Origin of the sequence: Vibrio sp. 10N.222.52.B12 (assembly GCF_002875385.1) — a bacterium.
Taxonomy (GTDB): Bacteria; Pseudomonadota; Gammaproteobacteria; order Enterobacterales; family Vibrionaceae; genus Vibrio; species Vibrio jasicida.
Map to the genome: position 1 here is coordinate 74,653 of NZ_MDAW01000115.1, position 25,223 is coordinate 99,875.

21 protein-coding genes and 1 pseudogene are annotated in these 25,223 nt (G+C 43.9%); 11 read left to right on the plus strand and 11 right to left on the minus strand.

The features are described from left to right. Positions 1-15 precede the first annotated feature (15 nt). Both BCT11_RS11350 and BCT11_RS11355 read right to left on the minus strand, forming a co-directional pair. Positions 16-888 carry a patatin family protein gene (locus BCT11_RS11350; protein ID WP_005437919.1) on the minus strand — a complete coding sequence of 291 codons (873 nt, stop codon included), beginning with the start codon at positions 886-888 and terminating at the stop codon, positions 16-18. A 182-nt stretch (positions 889-1,070) separates the two neighbouring features. Continuing rightward, positions 1,071-1,712 (minus strand): MarC family protein, encoded by a 642-nt coding sequence (locus tag BCT11_RS11355; protein WP_005437917.1) that lies wholly within the window; start codon positions 1,710-1,712, stop codon positions 1,071-1,073. A 212-nt stretch (positions 1,713-1,924) separates the two neighbouring features. Here BCT11_RS11355 and nfsA point away from each other — a divergent pair, with 212 nt between their 5' ends. The 5 genes from nfsA to BCT11_RS11380 all read left to right on the plus strand — a co-directional run bounded on the left by nfsA (position 1,925) and on the right by BCT11_RS11380 (position 11,274). Next, positions 1,925-2,647 (plus strand): oxygen-insensitive NADPH nitroreductase, encoded by a 723-nt coding sequence (gene nfsA / locus BCT11_RS11360; protein WP_102388356.1) that lies wholly within the window; start codon positions 1,925-1,927, stop codon positions 2,645-2,647. A gap of 570 nt (positions 2,648-3,217) precedes the next feature. Further along, positions 3,218-4,339 (plus strand): polysaccharide export protein, encoded by a 1,122-nt coding sequence (locus tag BCT11_RS11365; RefSeq protein WP_102388357.1) that lies wholly within the window; start codon positions 3,218-3,220, stop codon positions 4,337-4,339. 72 nt (positions 4,340-4,411) lie between these two features. After that, positions 4,412-4,852 carry a phosphotyrosine protein phosphatase gene (locus BCT11_RS11370; protein WP_038881349.1) on the plus strand — a complete coding sequence of 147 codons (441 nt, stop codon included), beginning with the start codon at positions 4,412-4,414 and terminating at the stop codon, positions 4,850-4,852. 30 nt (positions 4,853-4,882) lie between these two features. Further along, positions 4,883-7,033, plus strand: coding sequence for a polysaccharide biosynthesis tyrosine autokinase (locus BCT11_RS11375; RefSeq protein WP_102388358.1), 2,151 nt, complete (start codon positions 4,883-4,885; stop codon positions 7,031-7,033). Positions 7,034-7,206: 173 nt separating this feature from the next. After that, positions 7,207-11,274 (plus strand): hypothetical protein, encoded by a 4,068-nt coding sequence (locus tag BCT11_RS11380; protein ID WP_042604763.1) that lies wholly within the window; start codon positions 7,207-7,209, stop codon positions 11,272-11,274. Positions 11,275-11,322: 48 nt separating this feature from the next. Here the strand turns inward: BCT11_RS11380 and BCT11_RS11385 are convergent, their stop codons facing one another. Beyond that, positions 11,323-11,697, minus strand: coding sequence for a hypothetical protein (locus BCT11_RS11385; protein WP_102388359.1), 375 nt, complete (start codon positions 11,695-11,697; stop codon positions 11,323-11,325). Between the two features lie 4 nt (positions 11,698-11,701). Continuing rightward, a complete protein-coding gene (locus BCT11_RS11390; RefSeq protein WP_102388360.1) occupies positions 11,702-12,010 on the minus strand; it encodes a monooxygenase in 309 nt (102 codons plus the stop codon). 109 nt (positions 12,011-12,119) lie between these two features. On the opposite strand from BCT11_RS11390, the gene BCT11_RS11395 reads away from it, so the two are divergent. Next, complete coding sequence (locus BCT11_RS11395; protein WP_102388361.1) at positions 12,120-13,010, plus strand: LysR family transcriptional regulator; 891 nt, start codon at positions 12,120-12,122, stop codon at positions 13,008-13,010. Between the two features lie 231 nt (positions 13,011-13,241). Next, positions 13,242-14,513: a DUF1835 domain-containing protein gene (locus BCT11_RS11400; RefSeq protein ID WP_102388362.1), complete on the plus strand. Its 1,272-nt coding sequence runs from the start codon at positions 13,242-13,244 to the stop codon at positions 14,511-14,513. Between the two features lie 9 nt (positions 14,514-14,522). On the opposite strand, the gene BCT11_RS11405 is transcribed toward BCT11_RS11400, so the two are convergent. Then, the gene (locus tag BCT11_RS11405; RefSeq protein WP_038881339.1) at positions 14,523-15,119 is read right to left on the minus strand and encodes a TetR/AcrR family transcriptional regulator; all 597 of its coding nucleotides are present in this window, start codon (positions 15,117-15,119) and stop codon (positions 14,523-14,525) included. A gap of 280 nt (positions 15,120-15,399) precedes the next feature. Here BCT11_RS11405 and BCT11_RS11410 point away from each other — a divergent pair, with 280 nt between their 5' ends. The 4 genes and pseudogenes from BCT11_RS11410 (at position 15,400) to BCT11_RS11425 (ending at position 20,042) form a co-directional block, all read left to right on the plus strand. Then, positions 15,400-16,206: a hypothetical protein gene (locus BCT11_RS11410; protein WP_038868995.1), complete on the plus strand. Its 807-nt coding sequence runs from the start codon at positions 15,400-15,402 to the stop codon at positions 16,204-16,206. A gap of 12 nt (positions 16,207-16,218) precedes the next feature. After that, positions 16,219-17,343 (plus strand): annotated as a pseudogene (locus BCT11_RS11415) (BamA/TamA family outer membrane protein). A gap of 9 nt (positions 17,344-17,352) precedes the next feature. Continuing rightward, on the plus strand, positions 17,353-18,420 hold the full coding sequence (locus BCT11_RS11420; RefSeq protein ID WP_102388363.1) for a DUF4056 domain-containing protein: 1,068 nt from the start codon (positions 17,353-17,355) through the stop codon (positions 18,418-18,420). A gap of 317 nt (positions 18,421-18,737) precedes the next feature. Continuing rightward, positions 18,738-20,042, plus strand: coding sequence for a dicarboxylate/amino acid:cation symporter (locus BCT11_RS11425; RefSeq protein ID WP_038868990.1), 1,305 nt, complete (start codon positions 18,738-18,740; stop codon positions 20,040-20,042). 78 nt (positions 20,043-20,120) lie between these two features. On the opposite strand, the gene BCT11_RS11430 is transcribed toward BCT11_RS11425, so the two are convergent. From BCT11_RS11430 to BCT11_RS11455, 6 genes are all read right to left on the minus strand, one after another. Then, the gene (locus BCT11_RS11430; RefSeq protein WP_038868987.1) at positions 20,121-21,245 is read right to left on the minus strand and encodes a lipase family protein; all 1,125 of its coding nucleotides are present in this window, start codon (positions 21,243-21,245) and stop codon (positions 20,121-20,123) included. Between the two features lie 3 nt (positions 21,246-21,248). Continuing rightward, on the minus strand, positions 21,249-21,764 hold the full coding sequence (locus BCT11_RS11435; protein ID WP_133152148.1) for a DUF6795 domain-containing protein: 516 nt from the start codon (positions 21,762-21,764) through the stop codon (positions 21,249-21,251). A gap of 251 nt (positions 21,765-22,015) precedes the next feature. After that, the gene (locus tag BCT11_RS11440; RefSeq protein WP_009698021.1) at positions 22,016-22,390 is read right to left on the minus strand and encodes a YkvA family protein; all 375 of its coding nucleotides are present in this window, start codon (positions 22,388-22,390) and stop codon (positions 22,016-22,018) included. Positions 22,391-22,613: 223 nt separating this feature from the next. Beyond that, the gene (locus BCT11_RS11445) at positions 22,614-23,738 is read right to left on the minus strand and encodes a M20 family metallopeptidase (protein ID WP_042604770.1); all 1,125 of its coding nucleotides are present in this window, start codon (positions 23,736-23,738) and stop codon (positions 22,614-22,616) included. A 9-nt stretch (positions 23,739-23,747) separates the two neighbouring features. Next, entirely contained in the window at positions 23,748-24,215 is a 468-nt protein-coding gene (locus tag BCT11_RS11450) for a YjiG family protein (protein ID WP_005374849.1), read from the minus strand. Beyond that, positions 24,215-24,955: a nucleoside recognition domain-containing protein gene (locus BCT11_RS11455; RefSeq protein ID WP_063344166.1), complete on the minus strand. Its 741-nt coding sequence runs from the start codon at positions 24,953-24,955 to the stop codon at positions 24,215-24,217. The genes BCT11_RS11450 and BCT11_RS11455 overlap by 1 nt, the downstream gene beginning before the upstream one ends. Positions 24,956-25,223: the final 268 nt, after the last annotated feature.

Sequence of the window (25,223 nt, forward strand, 5' to 3'; positions counted from 1 at the left end):
CCTCATACTCAAGAATTAAATACAAAAATGGCAGTTTTCTCTGTCCAAGCCGTGTTCACCAGCCCGGTTGGTAAGGTGAGCGCGTCCTGCTTCTAGCCCCATTTCATAGCCTTCAAGCAAGACAGATTGACGCATAGACAATCGCTGAACGTTGAATTCATCTGGCGGAGCAACCACGCGAACACGCGTGCCTTTGGGTGGATTGCGAATAAACTCAAGCGACTCATTGTAATTCTCTGAGCGATGAAGCATAGCCTCTGCCATTTGTGGATGTTCAGCGAACAGCTTCTTCATTAACCAAGGCGTCTTCACTGGCTTTTTCTCATAAGCCAAAGGATGTGAAAGAACAACCGTGATATCACGAGCACCACGACGATAGGCTTCTCGTACAGGAATGGAATCCGCCACACCACCATCGGTATAACAACCACCGGAGAAGCACGGGGTATGTTTGTAAGCAATAGGTAGAGCAGTTGTTGCTTCCATCGCGTTGTGGAAGTTATGACGATTCACTCGGTAGTAATCCGCTTTACCTGTATTGATGTTCGTCGTTGCCGCTAAGAAAGGAATGCCTTCAAACAGTTTTGCTTCATCGACTGGGTACAAACGATTTGACTCTTCAAACAACCATTTCACGTCGATCAAATCCCCACCTTTCAAAAAGCGGGTAGGATCGAAAAAGCGTTTGCTCGTCGCCAACTTGGTGATGACGTTAATACTACGGTGCGGATAATCAGTGAGATAGCCGATCAAGTTTGAAGCCCCGGCTGATACGCCAATCGCAAAATCAAATGGTTTGTAGTCTTGCTCTAAGAAAGCATCTAATACGCCGCTCGCAAAGACGCCACGCATTGCGCCACCTTCGACTACGATTGCTTTTGTTGCCATGTTTCCCCCCAATAAAGACGTTAAAAAGATTACTGAAATTCGTGCTACAGCAACAATCGGTTATTCTTATTATTGAGATAGGCGAAGTCTATGTGTTTCTTGCATTTTAAGTGGAAACTTAGGATCAAAAAATCCACATCAACCAAAGCGTTGATGTGGATTTGCAGTCGTTAAATCAGAGATTACGCAAAGACGGTTTTATACGCTTCGGCAGCACCTTCAATAAACATCTGTGTGCCAATCACCGCAAGGATCAATCCCATCATTTTGGTGATCACATTCAGGGCGCTTGGACCAACAGCTTTCACTAACTTGTCACCAAACAAAAACAGGACATAAGTCATCACACAAAGGACTGCGAATGAAGCAATGGTAATGATGGTTTCGGTGATTCCACCCGTTGTTGCAAAGTTCATCGCCGTCGCAAGTGTTCCTGGCCCCGCCAATATCGGCATTGCTAATGGCGAAACGGCAATGCTCAACGCGGCTTGTTCTTGCTCTGGTGAATAAGCCTTTTCCTTGGTCTTCTTGTGTGTCGATTCCCCTTGCAACATGTGGAAGCCAATGAGGAATACTAAGATACCGCCAGTAATGCGCAATGCGTAAAGGGTAATACCAAATAGGTCAAAGATGACTTTGCCAGCAATAGCGAACACTGCAACGATAACAAAGGCGATAAACACAGAGCGAAACGCAATTGAGCGCACGGTTTGCTTGTCTTCATCCGCGGTCAGACTTAAGAAAATTGGGATATTAGCGATTGGGTTCATGATGGCAAAAAAGCCCATGAATACAGTGACGGTATGAAGTATCAGTTCTTTCATGTTTTCTACATTTGGTAAGTTATTGATTATTAAAAATCATTATATACCCAACTTTATAAATAACGTCACTTTATGTTCACTGTACTTTCCAAGCGCCTCACCTTTTGCTCATCGCCACAGTTTGAAGCCCATGCTGGTTTACGCTCAATATAAATAGCGTTATGGTGAAGATTCAGCCAATACTAAGAACAAACTAAGGAAGTTGATTGATCATGAACAGTACGATTGAAACCATTCTCGGTCATCGCTCTATTCGTAAGTTCACCTCTGAGCCTATTGCAAGTGAACAACTACAAACGATTCTCCAATCTGGATTAGCCGCCTCTTCTTCTAGCATGCTGCAAGTGGTCTCTATCATTCGTGTGACAGACACAGAAAAGCGCAAACTGCTAGCACAATACGCAGGCAATCAAGCTTATGTTGAAAGTGCCGCAGAATTTTTAGTGTTTTGCATTGATTACCAGCGTCACACAACCATCAACCCAGACGTTCAAGCTGACTTTACTGAGCTGACTTTGATTGGTGCCGTGGATTCCGGCATCATGGCGCAAAACTGTTTGTTAGCTGCCGAGTCTATGGGATTAGGTGGCGTATACATTGGTGGCTTAAGAAACAGTGCTGCGCAAGTCGATGAGCTACTCGGTTTGCCTAAGAACGCCGCTATCCTGTTTGGTATGTGTTTGGGCCGCCCTGATCAAGATCCAGAAGTAAAACCACGCTTACCCGTTAACGTTATTGTCCACGAAAACCAATACCAAACGCTGAATGTAGACGATGTACAAGCCTACGATCAAACCATGCAAGATTACTACGCGAGCCGCACAAGCAATCAAAAGCAGAGCGCATGGTCACAAGAAACAGCCGGAAAGCTATCTGGTGAGTCTCGCCCGCACATCCTGCCTTATCTAAATAGTAAGGGATTGGCTAAGCGATAATGAAAAAGTTCGTTTAATTGATCGAAAGATCAAAAAAGGCCTCGGATGAGGCCTTTTTCACAAGAAACCATTCATGTCATTTTCCACACATGGCATTAGCATCAAAGTCTGACCATTTTCGGTTTTATTTTTGTCAAAGCCATAACAAACCCATATTGACTGAGAAGAAAAAACAAGATCCAAATCACAATATAAGACAAAATAAATAAATTTTATCTTTAGATATACCGCATTTATAACTAATTGAATTTTACGAAAAATACGCATTCTGTGAGCCGATACCAAAAATTAGAGCCAATTAATAAAGTTCCTAATCAAATAAACCCCACCCAGACCTCATAAATATAAAAAATAGCTATATATCACTAGCATTTTATCAATTTATCGTCTATTGCCCCGACAAACGAAATTCTTTAGAGTGCGCTCGCCGGATGCAATCCGTTTCCTATTGAGTATTTTATAAATTAAAATGAATAATAAAGCTTAATGAGTAATAGCGTGTTGTTATTCCCTAGAAAACATTGTTGCCTCAGCAACATGCTCTTTTACGTCAGATGAATGAAAAAACGAATGAACGTCAACCATACAAAGCTAGGCAGTTTACTCCTTTCCTCTGTGCTTCTTGCTGGATGTACAGTACCGGGCAGTCACTTATCCACGAGTGGTAAGCACATCATTGAATATGGCAGCACCAATACAGCTGCAGATTTCAATGTATTTCCACTGACTCTTGATAAAGTCTCACAGTTAAAAAGCTCGGATATCGAAACCAAAGCGAACCCAACGCTTGACCATCAACTCGCGGCTTACGAGTATGAAGTTGGTCCTGGCGACATTTTGAATATCACTATTTGGGACCACCCTGAACTTACTATTCCTGCTGGTTCTTATCGCAGCTCTGCGGAGGCCGGTAACTGGGTGCATGCAGATGGCACCATTTTCTATCCCTACATTGGAATCGTTGAAGTCGCAGGAAAAAACGTTCGCCAAATTCGAACAGATATCTCCAAAAAATTGGCTAAATACATCGAGAGTCCTCAAGTCGATGTCAGTGTTGCCGTATTCCGTTCCAAGAAATCTTATATAACCGGTGAAGTTAATAAGCCAGGGCAACAAGCGATCACCAACATCCCTTTGACTCTGCTAGATGCCGTGAATCGTGCTGGTGGCTTAGGTCAAGACGCAGACTGGCGTAACGTCACACTCACACGACAAGGCAAAGTCGAGAACATTTCTCTCTATGCATTAATGCAAGAAGGCGACCTTACTGAAAACCGATTACTTCAACCTGGCGACATCGTGCATGTACCAAGAAATGACACTCAAAAAGTGTTCGTCATGGGGGAAGTTAACGATCCCAAGCTATTGAAAATGGATCGCGCAGGTATGAGCTTGACCGAAGCTCTAAGCAATGTTGGTGGTATCAATCAACTTTCTGCAGATGCGACTGGTGTGTTCGTTATTAGAAAAGCACAAGACAATCAAGCATTAGGCGATATTTACCAACTCGATATATCTGACGCAGCCGCGTTAGTAATTGGTACTGAATTTGACCTAAAGCCTTATGACATCGTGTATGTCACTGCGGCACCAGTCAGTCGTTGGAATCGTGTTATAGCACAACTAGTACCAACGATTTCAGGCTTCAATGAGCTTACAGAAGGTGTGCTTCGTGTAAGAAATTGGCCGTAGCTCAAACATTATTGACAGGGCTTATCTAGAACAGGCAAGCCCTGTCGGAAAGTTATTGATAAGGAATAAATCATGTTTTCAAACATTCTTGTTGTGTGTGTAGGTAACATTTGTCGCTCTCCGACAGGAGAACGAGTGCTTCAACAGCTTCTTCCGAATAAAACCATTTCTTCAGCAGGTATTGCCGTTGAGAAAAGCCGCCTAACTGGGAAACCAGCGGATGAGACCGCAACGCTGATTGCCTCAGAAAAAGGGTTTTCTCTCGAGAATCACCAAGCGCAACAACTGACTGCGCAGCTGTGTGCGAAGCAAGATCTAATCTTAGTGATGGAGCAAGGTCATATTGATGCGCTGACTAAGATCGTTCCAGAAGCCAGAGGCAAAACTATGTTATTTGGACATTGGATGAACGCAGCCAGCATTCCTGATCCGTTCAGACAAAGCAGAGAGGCCTTTGATCATGCGTTTTCTCTAATTGAACAATCCGCCCATGCTTGGGTAAAAAAACTATAACTTCAGATTACTTGGCGAAATAAAAAAACAATGGCTAACCAAACTATAAGTTCATCTGCACCAACTGATGATGAAATCGATCTCGGTAAACTGTTTGGCATATTAATCGATGCTAAATGGTTCATCATTGGTATTACGCTTCTCTTTGCAACATTAGGCATTGCTGTTGCATTGCTATCTACACCAATCTACAAAGCCGATGCGTTGATTCAGATCGAACAAAAAAGCTCTGGCGGCATATCTGCGATGGTTGGCGACATGGGGGATCTTTTCGCTGCCGAATCCTCAGCAACTACAGAGATTGAAATCATTAAATCTCGCATGATCCTTGGCGATACCGTCGATAAGTTTAATTTAACGACCATAACCACCCCAAACTACCTAGCGTTCATTGGTAAAGGTCTGGCTCGCATCAATGGCACTCAAGATTACATTTCTGTCTCTACTTTCGAGATTCCGCGTACCGCACGAACTTTAAAACATGAGTTACTGGTGACAGATGCAGAAAAGGGGACCTTTGATCTTATGATTGAAGATCAAGTCGTACTATCTGGTATCGTTGGTCAGACGATTGAAATGAATGGCTACCACATCAAAGTTCGTGAGTTGGTTGCACAAAACGAAGACAGTTTTTCAATCAGTAAAATTAGCAAGCTTGACGCGATCAACAGGCTCGCTTCACAACTATCAATTTCTGAGCGAGGCGCTAAGACTGGTATTGTCTCGTTGAGTATTGAAGGGGAATACCCTGAGCGTAACCAACAAATCTTGAACGATGTTGTTCAAAACTATTTCCTGCAGAATGTGAGAAGAAACTCAGCAGAAGCCGAACAAAGTTTAAACTTCCTCAAAGATCACTTACCTGAAATCAAAGATAAGCTGAATGGCTCAGAAGATGTACTGAATCGCTTTAGACAAGAAAACAAATCGATCGACTTAAACCTTGAAGCACAATCAACACTCAAAGTGATGGTCGCACTTGAAGCGCAACTGAACGAACTGACATTCAAAGAAAGTGAAATCAGCCAGAAGTTCACTCAGGATCACCCAGCATACAAATCGCTACTGGATAAGCGCCAGACGTTACTGCAAGAAAAAGCTCGTTTGAACCGACAAGTTCAAAAACTACCAAAAACGCAGCGTGAAGTCCTACGTATGACGCGTGATGTCGAAGTGAACCAACAGATCTACATCCAGCTTCTAAACAAAGTTCAAGAGCTGAACATTATTAAAGCGGGTACCGTTGGTAATGTACGTATTATAGATAGTGCACAGTCTTACGCCATTCCAGTGAAGCCTAAAAAGCCTCTTATTGTTGTTCTAGCAACACTATTAGGCGGAATGGTGGCCGTTGCTTTTGTCCTTGTGAGAACAGCTTTCCACCGTGGTGTAACCTCTCCAGATGAGATAGAACAAACAGGTATCTCTGTTTATGCCAGCGTTCCTAAGTCCGTACAACAACTGGAAGTCGCTAACAAGCTTAAGCGCAAGGGTAACAAGGACCTACTGTTACTAGCAGAAGAAAACCCAGCAGATCTTTCGATTGAAGCATTACGTGGACTTCGTACTAGCCTTCATTTTGCGATGATGGAAGCGAAAAACAACGTACTGATGATCTCGGGTCCTGCGCCTTCAATTGGTAAAACATTCGTATCGACAAACTTTGCAGCAGTAGCAGCTAAGACAGGTCAAAAAGTTCTGCTGGTCGATGCGGACATGCGTAAAGGTTACTTGCAGCAATGTTTTGGTCTGACGGCTGATAACGGTCTTTCTGATTTCTTAAGCGGCAAGATTCGTCAAGAGACTGTGATCAAACAGACTAAAGTTGAGAACTTGGACGTTATTACTCGTGGTCAAGTACCACCAAACCCTTCTGAGCTTTTGATGCACCCACGATTTGTTGAGTTTGTAGAAAAAGCGTCGCAAGAGTATGACCTAGTTATCATCGATACACCGCCAGTATTAGCAGTGACTGACCCAAGTATCGTTGGTGCGATTGCAGGCACCACTCTGATGGTTGCACGATTTGACCAAACGACATCAAAAGAACTTGAAGTCGCTCGTAGCCGATTTAAACAATCTGGCGTAGAAGTTAAAGGTGTAATCCTTAACGCCATTGAGAAAAAAGCCGCAAGCTCATACGGTTATGGGTATTACAATTACGCCTACAAGAGCGAGTGATCCAACCAAGTAAGAACCTGCCCTGCTGCTATTGCGGGGCTTTTTTCAATGGTTATCACAATCTGAGCAATCAAAGCTGTCCTCTTTATAAATATCTCCATCTTTTCAGTGACATAAATATCAGCTCTACTTATTCTCACAACTCTTATGTGAACAGTTGTAGTGCAAGTATTATGTCAGTTGCTTTAGATACCCAATCTATGGTCGTGGAATACGACCCTCAATCTTTCGAATCTTTACGCCAAGCCCTAAGACACTATCGAGAAGCCCTTCTGCAAGAAAATGCCTTTGATAACTATCATTGTCATGTTCGCTTCCAAGTAAATAGCGGGAGTGACGATCAAATTGGCTCATTGGTTGAAAATAAAATTGCTCAAAAAGTGTTTGCTTACATTGGCTACTCGTACATAAGTGATATTCAACCAACTCAGTTATTAAACAGCACCTATTTAACCAGTGAAGGCGCATTTTTTCTTCGAGCATGTCAACATCAAGCACTAGAGTCTGAATTAGAGGAAACGGCTAAATTGATTTGCCACCTCGCTAGACAATTTAATGACTCTAGTGAGATGTGGGTATCTGAAGAGCAAGTATTTGGGTTGTTACCACTTTTGATTGTAGGGCTCACGTTCCCTCGCTTGGCTTTTTATCTTGGCGGTTACACCATCCCATATTGGGACAGTGAGCACGCTCCCCACGGTGAGTTTGCACTGGGAATTCTGACAAACCATTTGGGTTATACCCACGATACACTGAAAGCATTTTGCTACTGTGATAACAGTGCTGCTCGAGGATACATGTTTGATGATTCTAAACATGAAAGTGCAAGCGACCTAACGACTCGTAGCCAAGTCACTGGATTGCTTAAAATCTTCCGCGAAAAGCCTCACGAGTTCGAAGTATTTCGATCTTTGATGAAGCAACGCTTCGCTGATCAAGACTACCTACAATATACAGATGACTCTCGCTACTATGTTGAACGCCCAGTAGACCGATTCATCTATTCCATCATGTCCCCCATTCATGGCATTGATATCGACTATCATGAAGTAGATTATCACGCGGTGATGATGAGCGACTTCATTGACTCATCAGCAGAACAAGCAGCGGTCGCACTTACCAGTGAGATCGAAGCATATCTGGGTCGTCCAATTGTTCCACCCAAAGTCATCGAAAATGAAGATGACTACTACCGTGATCACTACTACTATCGAGGCACTGGTATTGCGCAATGGAAGTCATTCATTACCGAAGGTTTTAATGAAGGGAAAACAATTTGGCATTACATCGAGAGTGGGGAAGATGCACAAGTCCTAGATGTGATTGAACCGTGTAACATTCAAATCGCTGCGAGAAAAGGTAACTTCGATATCTCCGAGAAATTCGAATATTACCTCGGCCGCTATGACTCTTACCACGAAGAGATGATGACCATTGCCGGTGACATCCTACACGATTGGCACAATGAAGACTTGGATGACGCAGCGATAGCGGAAAACAATCAAAAGATCTTGCGCTTGTTTGACGTATTACATTGTTGGAACAACAAAGCGTCTTTTCATGCCGATGTGGCTCATGGGCTTGTCCACGACTTTGAGCTCATAAGTGATGAGGATTTCACCCAACGCTATAACGGTGATTGGAAGGCGCAGTTTCTAAACTATGTCAAAGAATGTGGTGCATACCGAGACAATATTCGCCAGAAAGAGACCCAGCTTGCCCATGAGTTATTGAACAAACATCGTGAAGAGGCAACTGATCTTCTCGAACAATTGGCTGACGCGTTTGATGACGAGTTTAGCTTAGCCAGTCAACTGGCCTTCTGTGCTGGCATGCTTTACCACGATAAAAAGCACGGTATCAACGACAGGACAACAGAAGCATTTGAGGACAAACTTGCCTCAAGCCTAAAGTCAGAGCTTCTTCTCGCTTTGAGTGAAAACAGTCGATTCCATTGTATTGAGACTGCCGAGAAACGTTGGCGATACGTTCCTCTCACAGAGGAAGAGGAGTCCCAAGCAAAACAAGATTGGAAAATCGTCGATGCATTTCTAAACAATGAAAGCGATGATTTCGATGTCACGCTAAAATCTTTTAAAGACAACATCGAACAGCTCAGTGACAGCAGACAAATCAACAAAAATCAGCCTTATTATGAGTTTCTGCGTGACTTTGACGACAAAGCCCAAAAGCTATTAGTTGCTGCTCATGTTTGGGGCTCACTACAAAATACTCCTGAGCAAATCTATTGCCATCGCTTACTTTTACTCTGGTTGGCATCAGCTCCGGCGAAAGTCACTCGGATGCTGTCTTATTTTTATTGCGATCGTTATGGAGAGTTAAGCGATCAATCACACTCATTTGTCGATGACTTAGAATATCATTCAGAGATCGATAAACTGACTGGGCGCTTGGAATTACTATTGTCTCAAATCGATCGCAGAGAAGTTGATGAAATCAGTTTGATGGACATGTATTTCGATCAGTTCGAAGCGCAGCAAAAAACAGAACAAAGCAAACAGTGCGTTCGATCAGCACTAAAACAACTCCGTCCGGATGCTGAGCTGCGCTTCTTCGAGCTGCTGGAGCAACGAAGACCAAATATCAAAACCAGTTACTACGATGAAGCGCTCTTAGACTCTATTTGCTACACCGTAAGTGAACAAATGGGACGTCGTAACCCTAATGGTTACGCCATCACCAAAGAGCAATCCAAAACAGTAGAGTGGATCACTGCTCAGATCGCCCAAACGACATTGCTCAACTCAGAGCAATTACAAACGTTACTGGATACACTAACAACTAGCTTCATCAGTGATTTTGATACCTGTTACGGAATTCCTGGTATTGATGAACTGTATTGGAAAGCCTCACCGCACATCCAAGATAACCTCTTGCGATTATTTGCTCTTAATCCTAGCCTAGGGTTGAAGCAGCTTGAGAATGAACGAGTGCTTTCTCTACCTGAATTATGTCAACAACTGTATGAACGCGATGCGCAACTGATCGTCTTACTCAAGTATGCAATTAAGCAGCATTGGGTCGATGCGATGCCTTGGTTTGCCAAACAAACCGAACTAAAGCGCTATACAGACCAATTGGAGATAAGCCAACTACTTAAGTTTATTGAGTTGGTCGCTAACCTCCCAGAGTTCACAACACTCATCAGTGAATATGCGCAGCACGCATCGTTGAAAGTCCAGCAGCTTGTAGCAGATATACAGGCTGGAAAGTATCGTCATGCCGCGCTTTCTCCTTTTGAGTTGCTCGATTGGGGCATTTACCATATTCCAGAAGATGATGACCCAAGCGAATTAATAAAACAAACCACCCTAGTCCGTGCGGAAAATCAACGTTGTTTTGGGCTTCGTATCGGCTATTTCCCAGAAGACGGTGAGGAAGATAACTACGAACAAGAGGTAAACTTAATTGTTCGCCTAGATCACCCGTATAGGGCCTCGATAGGAGGCTATTCACACGAATATGAATCCTCCATTAAAGTAAATCACTCTAACTGTTTGACATGGAATTTAGGCGAAAAAAGTTCTAACTCAATCGGCGTCTATCGATATCGAATTTATCATCCAAACGGCGACTTGCTTGCGGATAAAGTGTTCCATATCGTCGATGACAGTCCTAGGCAAATGGCGCTACTGGAAGAAGCTCAACAGAAAGCACCATTTGAAAGCTCTCACATTGGTTCGATTTGCCTTAGTCAAGGGCTTCTCGATTTTGTGGATGCGAAAACGAAGCCGTACGGAATGATCTTTGATTGTAAGTTGCCAGAAAAGCCGATGCCCGTTCACTGTCATACAAAAGACAACCAATTGGAAGTCGCTGAAATACACGTCACTCCTGCCGAACCGACACAGTGGTTCTATGCTTCAAACCCAACTTATGCTTTTATGGAACAGCGCGTGAAAAGCCGAGTGCTTCTCGTTGGTAGTACAAGCACCATAACCGAGACTCAATCAAAAAAATCGCTATGGAAAAATGCGGTCAAACAGAGCTCCCCCGTTGCTCTCATTCAACCAGATGAAACAAAAGCCAACAATATTGCTGCAATTTATCTCGATAAGTGTGGAGCAAAGGTGTTTTATGGTTTTGATGAGAAAGACAACTTATGTCGTATCGCGGTAATGAACGTTAAATATGGTTTGGCTCGGCGCTTCTTCATCCGTGTCATGAACCGTATTGCGAAAAAGATAATGAAAGATGGTGGCGAGTTTATGCCTCATTAAAAATGCAAGCCCCGCGCACACCGCGGGGCTTTCTTGATATGGTTTGCTCTACGATTGTTTCTTCCATTGAATAAAAGTGAGCACACTCAGTAATAAGAAGAAAGCAGGGTCACTCCAACCAAAGCCGACAAATACACCGGTAATGCCAGCATAAGTGGTGATCACCACGCCTAAGAGATTAGTGGTCAACAGCGCTTTGAACCGTTGCTTGGCTGTAGTGCTAGGCTCCACATCACGTAACATCAAACTGACCGCAGCAATCCCACCTAAAAAGATCGACGTATGCTGCGATAAAAACAGCGCGTACTGGTCGTTAATTTGTACACCATACATCGGCCACATCATGGTCGGAACAAAAAACAGCGCAAACGCAAATACCGTATATATGACACCATGAACGGTTAGAAAAGTGCGGTTAGTCATAATGTTACTCTCCAATTGGACCTTGGTTGATGATACTCAGTGGCGTATTGATATCAAATATCTGGCCTCTTACTTCTTCTACACCCATCTGTTTCAAACGAGCAATGTGCATTTCAAGATAAGCTTGCGCCGTTGCTTCATCTTCAAAAAGATAGATGCCACCACCAAGTTTGTCTTTTTCGCTTTCCGTCCAGATTTTCCAAATCATGCCCGGCTCTTGGTTAATTGATTTCGCTAAATCGATCAGAGCATTCGACATCTCTTCACCAAATGGGCCATGAAATTCAAAATCAACTTGCAGTAATTTCGTCATCTTGAGTCTCCTCTTATTATTGACTCGCTTTCGATAAGAAGATTATTGCCTTTATAAAACTGACAAAAAAGTTCATAATTTTGCCATTACCTGTCGAAAAAACTGACCAATGAGACTCAAAACAACCCTAGAGCAATGGCAAACACTACAAGCAATTGAACAGGCAGGAAGTATTCAATCAGCCGCAGTAACGCTCAATAAAAGCCATACCACGCTTATCTATTCGGTGAAAAAGCTCGAAGAGCAGCTCGGCATTAAGTTGATAGAAGTGAAAGGCCGAAAAGCAGGGCTAACCGAACACGGTAAAACCATGCTTCGACGGGCTCAGTCAATGCTTGAGCAGGCTCGTGAACTTGAAATGATCAGTGAACAACTAAATAGCGGTGTAGAGTCGCAAATTACGGTAGCTATCGATCACCTGTGCGACCCAAGTTGGCTCTATACTCCACTTAGCGAATTTCTCACACAAAACAACACAACTTCAGTTCAAGTCGTAGAAACCTCTCTGAGTAAAACCACAGACATGGTAGTGAATGAATTAGCAGACATCGCGATCATCAACCTTCCCATTACTAACTACCCAGCAGAAGCGTTCGGTACGACCACGATGGTGCCAGTGATTTCGGCACATCATCCGCTTGCGCGAAAACCACAAGTGTCACTGTCAGACTTTGCTACCACCAGCCAGATTGTGGTGCGTGATCTAGGAGACTCTGATAAAGCGAAGCAAAATGTGGGCTGGCTGAGAGCGCGCCAGCGAATTACTGTCGATAATTTTGACCACGCTTTCAGAGCCGTAGAACAAAGTGTCGGGTTTTGTCGGTTGCCTCAACATCTGGTCGAATATCGTCAGAACAACAAAATCAAAGTATTAGAATTAGAACACTCCAATCAGTATCAAGTGGCTTTGCACCTTGCATTACCTAAAGGTGCGAAAAGTGGCCCCGCTGCCCTTGCGCTATACCAAGCTTTGCTAAAAAGCGCCGAATACCGAGCTTAATCCTCTTGGCTCCAATCTTTTATTTTGTGACACCATTCTCTCGCAACGTATTGCATGACAAAGCTTGAGCACCTAATATCAGGGTGCTCAAGCCTAAAGCGCCCAACACTCGCGGAAAGAACTCAGTTCATGGCAATTCAACTTCCCTGCTCTCATTAGCAGGAACAATTTGTTTTTACCTTCTTTATAGCTTCTGTTAAGGCGAGTGTGGAAGAATAAGAAAGGTGAAAAATGCAATCTCACAACAGCTTCTCAATTAATCTAAACCAGCAAAAATCCGTGGCAAAAAAACGCTTGAAAGCGATCCGCCAAAATAATGAAGATACCTTAAAGCTGGTTAAGCAGTTTCATACTCAGCCAGAAAAGCTCACGCCAGAATCAGTCAAACTTTCGGATGTGCAACACGCCTTAGCAAGAGAGCTTGGTTTACCTAGTTGGAGCAAGTTAAAAGCGCACGTGGAAAAGCTCGAATTCCATAAACATGCCATTGATAATCAAGAAAAGCCACTCGATGCCGAGTTGACAACGCTGCATGTACGCTGCGGTCATGACATTCAGCAGCAACTAAAGACATGCGGTTTCGAAGGTGACTTCTTGCCCATGATTGATCCGTTGTGTATTGGTCCAATTCCCGATGATGACAACACGTTTCTTGCCCTAAGAGCACAATACGTTGTGGACCGATTGCTGCCTGTTATGGGGAGAAAAGACTCGGTGCAAGAGGTAGCGCAGTTTGAGCAAGACAATATCCATACCCTGCTCGACGTGCAGTATGAACGTATCGTTTTTTGGGTTGAACATGATGCCTACGATCAATTCATGCTACTTCGAGGGCTCTCTCTGCTAGAGGAAACCGAAGGCAAAATCATTGAGATCATCGAATTCAATCAGTTTCCGGGAACCGAGCGCTTTATTGGGTTTGGGCAACTGCCCGCAGAAGCCATTCGCTCTTGCTGGCAACACCGAAAACCTGTCTCTGCAAAACTATTAAGTCAAACCGCGCGGTGTTGGCAAGCGTTAACATCCCCCACGCCGGATTCACTTTTGAATTTAATCAAACATCACGAGTTAGATTGCTTGCCAAACATCAAAACTGTATTAAAACGGCACCTTCAAGAATTGCCTCATTCAAGTTCAGGGTTGAGCCTCACACAAAGATTGGCATTGGAAACATTAACTAAGCACAGCGCCCCAATTACGGTCAAAGATTGGTTTCAGCAGTACCTCGCAAAGGAACCACTACCAACCTTGGGTGATGTGATGTTTTACGCTTTGCTATTACCACTCTCCCAATACGAAGAACCGCTGTTTACGATAAGTGAACTCGAGAAAAACTGGTGGGAACATCAAGTTAGTTTAAGTAAACAAGGTCAAGCATGCTTGAATGGTAAATGCCGAGCCACACAAAGTTACTGGGTTGGAGGCATCCGCAATCAAAGGCAAGACTTCTGGACATGGGATCACGAGCAACTGCCTACATTGCGTCGCTTAACCACAAATTAGAGATAAGAGTTAACAACAATAACCATTGAAAAACAGCGTCAGGATTGATTCAACAGTTTCCTTGCGCTGTTCTTCATTTGGTACAGCTTGATTCGCCACAAGTTGTGGCCACAAAAAGTTGCCCTTGAGCAAACACATCAGCATGTTACTCATCATTGCAGGATCAAGAGGTTTGAATTTTCCGTCTGCAATCGCCTCAGCAAACCAAGCTTGGAGAAGTTCATCTTGACGTTGAAGTTGATGAAGGTAGTTTTCAGCTAAATCTGGTGTACGCATAAACTCACTGATCACCATTTTAGCCAAAGGTAAACCAAAGTCTTCGTACATAGAATCCAGCTTAGAATACAAATAGTCACGAAGCTGAGATTCTATATCCACATCTTGTCTGTATGTGAGTTGCAAACGCGCTCTTTGTGTTTCAAGCACCGATTGGATCGACTCAATAAACAACACATCCTTACTTTCAAAATGGCGATATAAGGTTCGCTTTGATGTTGCTGCTCGCTCACACACTCTGTCCATATTCGCACTGCTATAACCGTGTTCAATGAACTCTTGTTGAGCTGCTTCAATCAGCGCTAAGCGTTTCTTTTCTGAAAGTTTCATGGTCCTAGATTCACCAACCTCATGTAAGTGGATGCAGAGTATAGCGCACAACAATCAAAAGTATACTTTGAAGTTTACTTTCTTAATTTTAGGAGTAAGATGCGCTCGCCGACGTTAAGATTCCACGAAAATACCAAACAATAATCACTCTTAACTCACGCTGTGGCGCTTCGTCCTTCTGATGAAGCTGTGATTTTTCCGTGACACAAACTCCAGAGTCGATGCCCTTATTACAAGGCCCCTGGTGTTGTTGTGATCGTCACGTTTAATGAAGTTACTTATGAAATTACGCTCCTTGCTTGTTGCCGCTTCCTGTCTATTCACTGGCGTGGCGAATGCTGACTCGATCTCACTGCCAATCTGGAAAGATAAAGCAGAAGCACTTGGCTATGACTTACCAAAACCCTTTGGCTTAAACCTAAGCTATATGAGTATGGAACAAGGCATCAATGTCGATTCTATTGCTCTAAGCGGACTGCATGGCTTAGAGAAAATGCTCAACATGGAAGCTGGTGCAGGAAAACAAGCCAGCGATGTGGTGACGTTGCGCGGTGATGTTTGGCTGCTTCCATTCCTAAATGTGTATGGGTTGGTGGGTACACTGGATGGCTATTCAGAGACCAACGTAAAAGTCAGTGTCCTTGGCCAAAAAATTGGTGAATTTCCATTCCGCCTAGACCTCGAAGGGTACACCTACGGTGGTGGTTTTGTTCTTGCTGGCGGCTACGACCAACTATTTGCCCTTGTTGACGCAAGCTACACCCAAACAAATCTCAATGTGATCGACGGTGCAATTGACGCGATCGTCGTCTCTCCTCGTGTTGGCTTCGACTTCCACAAAAATGGAGTACCAGTTCGACTTTGGGTTGGTGCGATGTACCAAAACGTAGAACAAGAACTTTCAGGTACGTTGAAACAAGCCGGTATCAACCTCTCTGGTCGCTTCGACGTTAAACAGCATTTGGAGTCCGAATGGAACACCATCGCAGGCATGCAATACCAAATCAATGACGATTGGTACCTTTTGGGCGAAGCCGGCTTTGGTGATCGTGAAAGCATCTTCTTCTCTATAGATCGTCGCTTCTAAGGTAAAGAGAAGATGAAAGCTTCTTATTCCCTTGCAATTGCAGCACTGTTTTGCACACCACATGTGTTTGCTATGCAGCAAGATGAGAGCAGCTTGATGGATGACATCCTAACTAAGCTGGGTTCAAGCGAAACGGTGGATGAATCGAAGTTAATCGATTGGGGTGTATTACCGGGTCCATTCGTCAACCCAGAGCAAGGCTTCGGAATCGGCGTAGCCGCCGTTGGGTTGTACACACCATACGACTGGTAACAAGGCGACCCTTATTCAACCGTCACTGTCACTTCTTACGGTTCAACCTCAGGCTCTTATGGCTTGGGCTTGAACAATCGCACTTATCTAAACAGTGACAAAGTCCGCTTACTTGGTGAAGCGTGGATCAGCCATACGCCCGGTTACTACTGGGGTATTGGCAGCCAAGCGGCTGAAAATGATCGCAACAAAGTTCAGTACGAAGGACAACGCTTGCAACTGAGTCCCAAAATTGCAGTAGAAGTCGCACCCAATACCTACGCGAAATTGGGCTGGCAATGGCAATCATTTAATAAAGTTGATGGCGTGGATGGTGACATCCTACCTTCCGAAGTCACAGACGCCACCAGCAGTGGCGTATTAGTCGGAATGGAATACGATACTCGCGATTTCGAACCTAATCCCATGAAAGGGCAATTTCTCGATATCGAATGGGTTGCGAACAGAGATTCACTGGGCGGTGATGAAGACTACGACAATCTTATTGCTAACTACCGCCTTTACCAACAATGGTCTGACACGACGATTGTTGCGATGGAGGTATATTCACTATCTATTTTCGGTGATGCGCCTTGGTTCGATTACGCCCAACTGGGTGATGATCAACGCATGCGCGGGTACTACCAAGGGCAGTATCGCGACAAACATCAGCTTTCGACACAAGTAGAAATTCGCCACACCATTTCTGGTCGTCACGGTGTGGTCGGTTGGTTAGGTGCAGGTAACATTGCGCCAACCTACCACGATTTGTTTGCCAGCAGCTGGCTACCAACCGTCGGCGTTGGCTATCGATTCGCCTTTAAAGCACGCATTAATGTCCGTGTCGACCTTGGTATAGGTAAAGACAGCACCGGTTTTTATTTCCAAATCAATGAAGCATTCTAGGAGTATGGTTTGAAGAAAGCAGCACTATTACTACTTAGCCTTTGTAGCGGGTTCGTCCAAGCACAAGCACTGAAGGCGCCCGTGGGCGTCAGGCCATGTTGCGCATTCGGAGTCGATCTCAAAGCTGAGTTAGGAAGCGTGCCAGTACCCTTCTTCTCCTTAGAAAATGTATTGTCTAGCAACGAAGTGGGTACTCACCACTACAATGACGGCAGTGAGTCTGTACCCGGCAGTCTGCTTGGATTAAATGAAGAAGCCAATGGTCTGATTTTTACCGAATTAGGCGGCTTTATTGATACGGCACACGTGCGGGACACCTCAGATTACACCTACTATCTGTTTCAGTTAAATCGACACTATTTAGGCAGAGCAGCACACTTAGATCTGCCTGAAGAATTGCGTGTTCGACGTATTCGTTGGTACGAGCATAAAAACAAACTCAGCGAGCAAGAAAACATCGAACGCAGCGCTCAAGCTGCAGCACTGACTGCTTTTCGTCTCGCACAATGGCATGAAATCGCTCAATGGTTTGGCATGGTATCGGTGAGTGGCTTTAAAGAGCTGGCCTCTGCGTTTTCCTCTGAAGATCTTTACTCAAATATGCTTGGTGCAAACCTAGCAAAACAGGTACTGCTCAGTAACCCAGATCTAACACCTAAAAGTTTTTCAAAAGCCATGGACAGCGCTTTCCAACAAGCATTAAAGGATCTGCAAGCACAACCTAAATCCGTGACAAAAGCAAAGATTCAACAACTAGACGGAGTATGGTGGGATAGTTCAAAACGCTTGCCAGATAAATGGGTAGTGAGATTCCGCGACTACCATATGGCGCTACAATTAACACCCAATTACTCCGGTGCGAACCATGAGCTTTCATTAGATGCTTACTTTGCCGATCAACAACCCATCGATCACTGGATGAGCGTCGAACTAATAGCAAAAGACAAGGAAAAAGCATTTTCGTCATTGCCTAGCGCGCTAAAGTCACGCTCCACTTGGTCTCCAGCCGACTACCAAGCATTGTCGAACTTCGCTCAAAGCGTTGATGAAAAAACTCGCCCACCGTTAAAGCAATAACCTGAAAGCAAGGTGAATAAATGATGCTTAGTTATGCACTGAGCATCAAAAACCTCACCTTTATGCATACTGTTTTCTATTAACTAAAAATGTAAGAAATCATTTCTATCGGTTGTATATTCGATAAATTTGTTAAATTTAAAACTTTTCAACCATTCAATTCGTTACTTATTGGTTAAAATTCTATTTTTTAGAGTGACTCACTTCACATCTATTAACCATTCAGACGATTATTCTTTCGTATTTTCACACTCCACTGCTAATCTGCTCGCCGCCTTGAAGTGAACTTAAGGTGCATAACTATAAGGAGTGTTCTCATGAATACCAAGAAACCGATGTCGCTCACCAGCCGCGTAATTTTGGGTATGGTAGCGGGTATCTTGACAGGATTTGCAATTCGCACACTTTTCGCCGACAACGGATTTGTCGACGCATACATTGTTAATGGATTATTCGAAGTTGGTGGACAGATCTTCGTTGCCAGCTTAAAAATGCTTGTCGTACCGCTAGTATTTGTTTCGCTAGTTTGTGGTACCAGCTCCCTAAAAGACCTATCAACATTGGGTCGCATGGGTGGTAAAACCCTTGCTTTCTACGTAGCAACAACCGCTATCGCAATCACACTTGCTTTAACCATGGGTACGCTATTCCAGCCAGGCGCTGGTGCAGACCTAACTGCAGCAAGTTCATTCAAATCAGCAGAAGCGCCATCTTTGGGTCAAGTGATCATTGATATGTTCCCGACTAACCCAATCAGCGCGATGGCAGAAGGTAAAACCCTGCAAGTTATCGTGTTTGCCGTCCTATTCGGTATCGCGATCAGTGCAGCGGGTAAGCCAGGCGAGCGTATTGCCGCTTTCTTCTCTGATCTGAATGAAGTCATCATGAAGCTGGTTGCGATTTTGATGAACCTAGCGCCTTACGGTGTGTTCTTCCTAATGGCGAAGCTGTTTACCGGTCTTGGTCTAAGCGCAATCTTCAACCTTGCTGAATACTTTGTTGTACTAGCAGGTACGTTATTGCTGCACGGCCTTGTAACTTACAGCTTGATGCTAAAAGGCTTCACGGGTCTAAACCCAATTACGTTCCTACGTAAGATGGAAGACGCGATCATGTTTGCTTTCTCGACAGCATCATCGAACGCGACGATTCCAGTGACAATGGAAACGGCTAAGCACCGCATGGGTGTTGAGAACCGCGTATCATCGTTCACAGTACCGCTGGGTGCAACCGTGAACATGGATGGTACGGCGATCATGCAAGGTGTGGCGACAGCGTTCATCGCACAGGCATTCAATATCGACCTAACTATGGGCGACTACCTAATGGTTATCATGACGGCAACATTGGCGTCGATCGGTACCGCAGGTGTTCCTGGTGTTGGTCTAGTAATGCTAGCAATGGTATTGAACCAAGTAGGTCTACCACTAGAAGGTATTGCACTTATCATGGGTGTTGACCGTCTACTTGATATGATTCGTACCGCAGTTAACATCACCGGTGACAGTGCAGTGACTATCATTGTTGCTAAATCGGAAGGCGCATTGGATGAAGCTCGCTTCAACGATCCAAAAGCTGGAGTCGAAGAAGAAGAAGTACATCTAAAACGCGCGGAAGCTTAATTCCTTCCAAGCTAAATTATCCTGTCTAAATGAAAGCCCCGATGGAAACATCGGGGCTTTTGTTTTATTTGAGGAAGTTCAAGCTGCAACTTTAAGTGCGCTTCTGGCTAATGAATCAAGTTTATTTATCAGCCTCGTAAAAGACCACTTGATCACTGAGTAAGTTATAATGGAAAGATTAACAGCGGGGTTGCCAGACATTATGTTTATATGACCTAATATACCTTTAATACGTGAGGCATAGTTGTCTTTGAGACTAGATAATTTCGCTAATGTTCTTGCTAATACATCCCACATCGTTAATGTCGAGGAAAATCCTCCCTGCAAGATATGAGCAAATCCGGAATCTCTCAATAGAGTTAGTATTGCAGAAAATACTCTTTCAATCCAAGTCGTATTGAGAGTCGCTTCTTTTCTCCTCTCATAACTTAAGTTAACACGTTTGTTCAAAAAATCCGTTGAGCGTTGTTGTAGCTTTTCCCATTCTTCATGACTCGCTGTATTTATATACCCAGGGGTCCCTCGCTTCGGTAAAGTATGTGTAAAAAAGTAAACTCCTGAGCTTCCATCTAGTCGATATTCAGTACCTGAGTGAGTAAATGGCCACAACGGAATCATTGTCACTGGATCTGCGCCATGTGTACATCTATAAGATTTATCAACGTTCCTCAGAGCATAAGACTTGAGTCCAACCCTTGGGGCACCAAACGTATATAGATGAACGCAATACTTGTATTTCGCTTTAATCCAGTCAGCCGTAAGAGAAGCAATAGCTCCACCTAAACTATGCCCTACACAGTGCACGACTTTAGGAGCTTGTCTTCCTGAAAAAAAGTTAGTGAGTTGAGGTCTGAGACTGTTGAATAGATTAACAAAACCAGCATGTGCTGGCTGACCATTAGAAGATCCCTTCAAGCCAATATTACCATCAGCAAGCTTATCGCCTATATTGTCTTCAGTTCCTCTAAATGAAAGTACTAAATGATCGGAAAACTCACCTTTACCATACCCTATAACCATAAAGTCAGAAGTCATGCTACCAAGCCCAAGGAAACCTCCCGTTACTCCTTGAAAAACATCCCGGCGAGTATTAAATGAAAATGACCTAGCGATGTAAGGTTGTACTCTTTTGTTATCTTTGCCATAAGCTAAATATGGTATTTCAGCTATTCTTGATGCTAATCGTGGTGATAAAGACTTCATTACTTATTCCTCATATATTCCAGAATCAACATATCCAAACAATCGACACTGGCTATATACATAAGTATCATCATCGCCATTTTCGAAATAAGAGAAAGCAAAGTAGTAAAGTTCATCAGTCACTTCACAATTTAAATCAATCATATTTTTTTTAGCAAAGTCATCAATCTCGTAACCATCAATAGATGACTCCCAAATAGTTATTTCTTCACCAGATTTCAAATATGTTTTCAGGAACACCAGTACATATTTTTGATCTAAAAAACTAGAGCTAGTAGGTTTAGTTTCTTGAACAGATTGAAATGAAAACCGACCTTGGTCATCAGTTCGTGCGATAAATTCTTGTATATCTCCTCGAACTCCAACTCTTAAAACGACTTCCTGATCATTCATCGGAGTGCCACTTTGCGTCAACACACCATGAATCTCTGGAGTGTACTGGTACACTTCTTTCCCAACCAAGCTACTGCTCCCTAAAAATAATAGAATTGATAAATTCAAAGATTGAATTAATTTCATAATGTCATACAGAATTAATTTACGTAGACATTAAACTTTTGAGAGAAAGCATTCGATAGGAAGTTCACTAGAATGCGAGCAACTTTTACTGAAAGGGAAATTGTTAGAATTAATATTTACACTCAAGCAGGTTTAAAGATAGGACTACTTTGTTTGAATATCGCCATCGGCAATTACACGACATAGTTCAGGCTGTTCGAAATCATATTATTTAGCCTTGGAGCGATACAGATTATATGAAGAATTGACGCCTACTCCGTCATCGAACTCAGCTTTTCTCTCGCTTGTTCTTCATGCTCGTCGGTAATGGCATTGCCGACCGAGTTCGCGGCTAGGGTAAGTGCTGCCATGTCATCGGTAAAGCCGACGCCTGCTAGTACGTCGGGCACCATATCAGTGGGGAGAACAAAGTAAGCTAATGCGCCACCTAAGATAGCTTTGTGGCGAACAGAGGTATTGGAATCTGCCATCGCGAGCCATGATTTGATGCCCATAACAGCAATCTCTTCGCCTGCTTTCTTGACGGAATTTTTCATTTTACGCCAGAAGGTTTTCTCATCTGGTGCTTGCATCGTTTGGTCTAAGACGTCATCGGACGCCGAATTTACAGACATGCTTGTGGTCATCGTGCCTCCTAAACTTATGACTGTGGCATAGATATTAAGGCGATGAACCTGAACGTAGGATTAATAGCGAGTAATGATAATGAAGAAAGGAAGCCAATTGGCTAAATAAAAAAATCCCCAAACCGAAGTCCGGGGATTATTGCCTTGGAAACAAAAAAAGTCTTGGAAACTAAAAGTTTTGAAACCAAAAGCTTTGGGAACCAAGCTTTAGAAGCAGAATGCCTTATTGAGCAATCTTCTCCAGTACACGCATCAGCATTTTGATACGTGGTTCAATAGACTCAAGCAACAAGTACTCTTGATCACTGTGGAAGCCTGCACCGATAGGCCCTAGACCATCCAAAGTTGGAACGCCAAGAATTGCAGTGTTGTTTGCATCAGAGCCACCACCTACTTCTTTCCAGTTGATGTCGATCGCCAGTTCACTTGCCGCTTCTTCAACTAGCATCATCAGGCTTTCTGTTTGTAGGCTTGGCACCATAGAAGGCTTATAAGCTTCACGAACCAATTCGATACTTACGCCATCAACGAATGGTGTTTCCAGCATGCCGTTTAGCTTGCTATCGACATCATCGTATTCTTCGTTGCTCCAGAAACGCACATCCACAATCGCTTCAGCATGTTCAGGGACGATGTTAGCGCCATTACCACCAGAGACAATACCAACGTTCAACGTGGTACCAGATTCAAAGTTGGTCATTGCATTGACTGCCAAGATCCAGTTCGCCATCTCAGTGATTGCGCTGCGACCATTTTCTGGCTCGTTACCTGCGTGAGCAGCAACGCCATTAAAGGTCATTTTGTAGCGAGCCATGCCTTTACGCGCTTTCACTAAACCACCGTCTGCACGTGCTGCTTCTGCAACCAGTACATTCTTAGCGTTTTTCGCTACTGATTGAATCCAATCCACAGAATCCAGAGAACCCGTTTCTTCATCTGGGTTCATGCAGATAGCAATAGACAGCTTATCCAACACCGCTTGGTCTAGATTGCGCATCGCGTATACGATGTTCAGCAAGCCAGATTTCATGTCCGAGACGCCCGGACCGTAGGCTTTCTCTGCATCTTGAGACATTGGACGAAGCTCAGCGGTACCCACAGGGAACACGGTATCCATGTGACCAATCAACATCACGTCGATTTGCTCAGCTTCCGGCTTATTTCGAACTTCAAGACCAACACCGGCTCTGCCACAGTCGATGCGTTTTACGCTCCAACCTGACATCGCTTGGTACTTCTCTTCAAATTGAGAAGCGATGAACTCGATACCATCAGTGGTGTAAGTGCCACAATCCACATTGATTAGCGGACGTAGCTCTCCTAGATATTCATTTAGAGAGAATTGCATGACTCACTCCTAGACAAACAGATTCATCACCAGCATTGCACCAAACGCGTTCAATACTGAGATTGCAATCATAACTGGGATGTAACGACCTTCAGTACCAATTGGGCCCATGATACGACCCATGTACTGAACTTGAGAACCCATAAGGTAGATAGCAGGCGCTAGAATCGCAATGTGCGTGCCGTTAAGGATACCTTGGTCAAACAGCGTGATAACCACACCCACTGCACCGCCCATCGACATCCAAGCGCCGATAAGAACGGCTGCCGCTTCACCAGGAAGACCAAACACCGCCATGATTGGAGAGAACACAGTACCCATCAGATCCAGCGCGCCAGTGATTTGCAGCGCTTTGATGATAACGAATGCCATCAATACGTTAGGAACCGTAGAGGTAGTCGCAATCACCCAACCTTTCTTAGCACCTTCGACGAAGATATCCGTCACCATTGGTTTTTTCGCTTTAACGTCACCCATTATGCCGTCTCCTCTTTTAGGTTCTCAGATTTGTTTTGGTTTTGTTTGTCTTCTTTACCTTCCGTCATGTTTAGGTAGATACGGAACAAGTTCGCGCCGATGATCTTAAATGCAAACATCACAACAACCGCTAAACCAATTGAAGACGTTACCGCTAGAGAGCCGTCAGCCATCGTCAACGTAAACAGTACCGCACCCGATGAGAAGAAGTTCACGATAGTTGCACCCGCAGTGAACTGGAACATGGTAAATACGTCCGTTTCACGCTTAGTCAGGTGACCTTCATCTTTTAGCTGACGCGTCATTGCCGCACCTGCATCGGTACTTTGTAGAGAAGCAATCAAAGCCAAACCAGAGTTACCAGGGATGCCCATAAGAGGACGTAGAAGAGGAGTAAGAAGCTTACGAGCAGCTTCAAGTGCACCGTAGTGCTCAAGTACGTTGATCATACCTAATGCGAACATAACGGTTGGAATCAAAGTAAGTGCGAAAATGAAACCGTCACGAGCACCGCTACCGCCAGTACCGCGGAAAGAGGTAGTCGCAGCTTGTACCACGCCATCCGCACCTTCCGTTACGCCGTAAGCCACTTTACCGAAAGAGCCATTAAGAGTGGTAAAGTCGAATACACCATACCATTCGTTGGATTGCATTAAACCAGAGAAGAACACAACCGCAAACGCGAGTGCGATGTAACACCCAATCGTTACCTTGCGTTCAGCATGAACAGGGCTTGTCATAAATTCACCTATATATGTGGAACAGAACACATAGATGATCCCTTGAATAATGTGCTAGAGAGATGATCAAAATCAATCCGTTTGCCGAACAATCATCTCACTCAGTTATGAAGTTTTATTTTATGATTTGAATCACATTTAAAAGATAATAAATATTTATGACCAAGATAAGGTAGATTTATCTAACATCCGTACGAATCAAACGTTTAACAAAGTATGTTTAACTTTTGAGCAAAATTGTATTTAACCACACCTTCGACGTGCTTCA

What these genes read in the sequence shown, in the direction of transcription:
- BCT11_RS11350 (WP_005437919.1), bottom strand. Translation starts at nt 888, where the DNA reads ATGGCAACAAAAGCAATCGTAGTCGAAGGTGGCGCAATGCGTGGCGTC.
- BCT11_RS11355 (WP_005437917.1), bottom strand. Translation starts at nt 1,712, where the DNA reads ATGAAAGAACTGATACTTCATACCGTCACTGTATTCATGGGCTTTTTT.
- nfsA (WP_102388356.1), top strand. Translation starts at nt 1,925, where the DNA reads ATGAACAGTACGATTGAAACCATTCTCGGTCATCGCTCTATTCGTAAG.
- BCT11_RS11365 (WP_102388357.1), top strand. Translation starts at nt 3,218, where the DNA reads ATGAACGTCAACCATACAAAGCTAGGCAGTTTACTCCTTTCCTCTGTG.
- BCT11_RS11370 (WP_038881349.1), top strand. Translation starts at nt 4,412, where the DNA reads ATGTTTTCAAACATTCTTGTTGTGTGTGTAGGTAACATTTGTCGCTCT.
- BCT11_RS11375 (WP_102388358.1), top strand. Translation starts at nt 4,883, where the DNA reads ATGGCTAACCAAACTATAAGTTCATCTGCACCAACTGATGATGAAATC.
- BCT11_RS11380 (WP_042604763.1), top strand. Translation starts at nt 7,207, where the DNA reads ATGTCAGTTGCTTTAGATACCCAATCTATGGTCGTGGAATACGACCCT.
- BCT11_RS11385 (WP_102388359.1), bottom strand. Translation starts at nt 11,697, where the DNA reads ATGACTAACCGCACTTTTCTAACCGTTCATGGTGTCATATATACGGTA.
- BCT11_RS11390 (WP_102388360.1), bottom strand. Translation starts at nt 12,010, where the DNA reads ATGACGAAATTACTGCAAGTTGATTTTGAATTTCATGGCCCATTTGGT.
- BCT11_RS11395 (WP_102388361.1), top strand. Translation starts at nt 12,120, where the DNA reads ATGAGACTCAAAACAACCCTAGAGCAATGGCAAACACTACAAGCAATT.
- BCT11_RS11400 (WP_102388362.1), top strand. Translation starts at nt 13,242, where the DNA reads ATGCAATCTCACAACAGCTTCTCAATTAATCTAAACCAGCAAAAATCC.
- BCT11_RS11405 (WP_038881339.1), bottom strand. Translation starts at nt 15,119, where the DNA reads ATGAAACTTTCAGAAAAGAAACGCTTAGCGCTGATTGAAGCAGCTCAA.
- BCT11_RS11410 (WP_038868995.1), top strand. Translation starts at nt 15,400, where the DNA reads ATGAAATTACGCTCCTTGCTTGTTGCCGCTTCCTGTCTATTCACTGGC.
- BCT11_RS11425 (WP_038868990.1), top strand. Translation starts at nt 18,738, where the DNA reads ATGAATACCAAGAAACCGATGTCGCTCACCAGCCGCGTAATTTTGGGT.
- BCT11_RS11430 (WP_038868987.1), bottom strand. Translation starts at nt 21,245, where the DNA reads ATGAAGTCTTTATCACCACGATTAGCATCAAGAATAGCTGAAATACCA.
- BCT11_RS11435 (WP_133152148.1), bottom strand. Translation starts at nt 21,764, where the DNA reads ATGAAATTAATTCAATCTTTGAATTTATCAATTCTATTATTTTTAGGG.
- BCT11_RS11440 (WP_009698021.1), bottom strand. Translation starts at nt 22,390, where the DNA reads ATGACCACAAGCATGTCTGTAAATTCGGCGTCCGATGACGTCTTAGAC.
- BCT11_RS11445 (WP_042604770.1), bottom strand. Translation starts at nt 23,738, where the DNA reads ATGCAATTCTCTCTAAATGAATATCTAGGAGAGCTACGTCCGCTAATC.
- BCT11_RS11450 (WP_005374849.1), bottom strand. Translation starts at nt 24,215, where the DNA reads ATGGGTGACGTTAAAGCGAAAAAACCAATGGTGACGGATATCTTCGTC.
- BCT11_RS11455 (WP_063344166.1), bottom strand. Translation starts at nt 24,955, where the DNA reads ATGACAAGCCCTGTTCATGCTGAACGCAAGGTAACGATTGGGTGTTAC.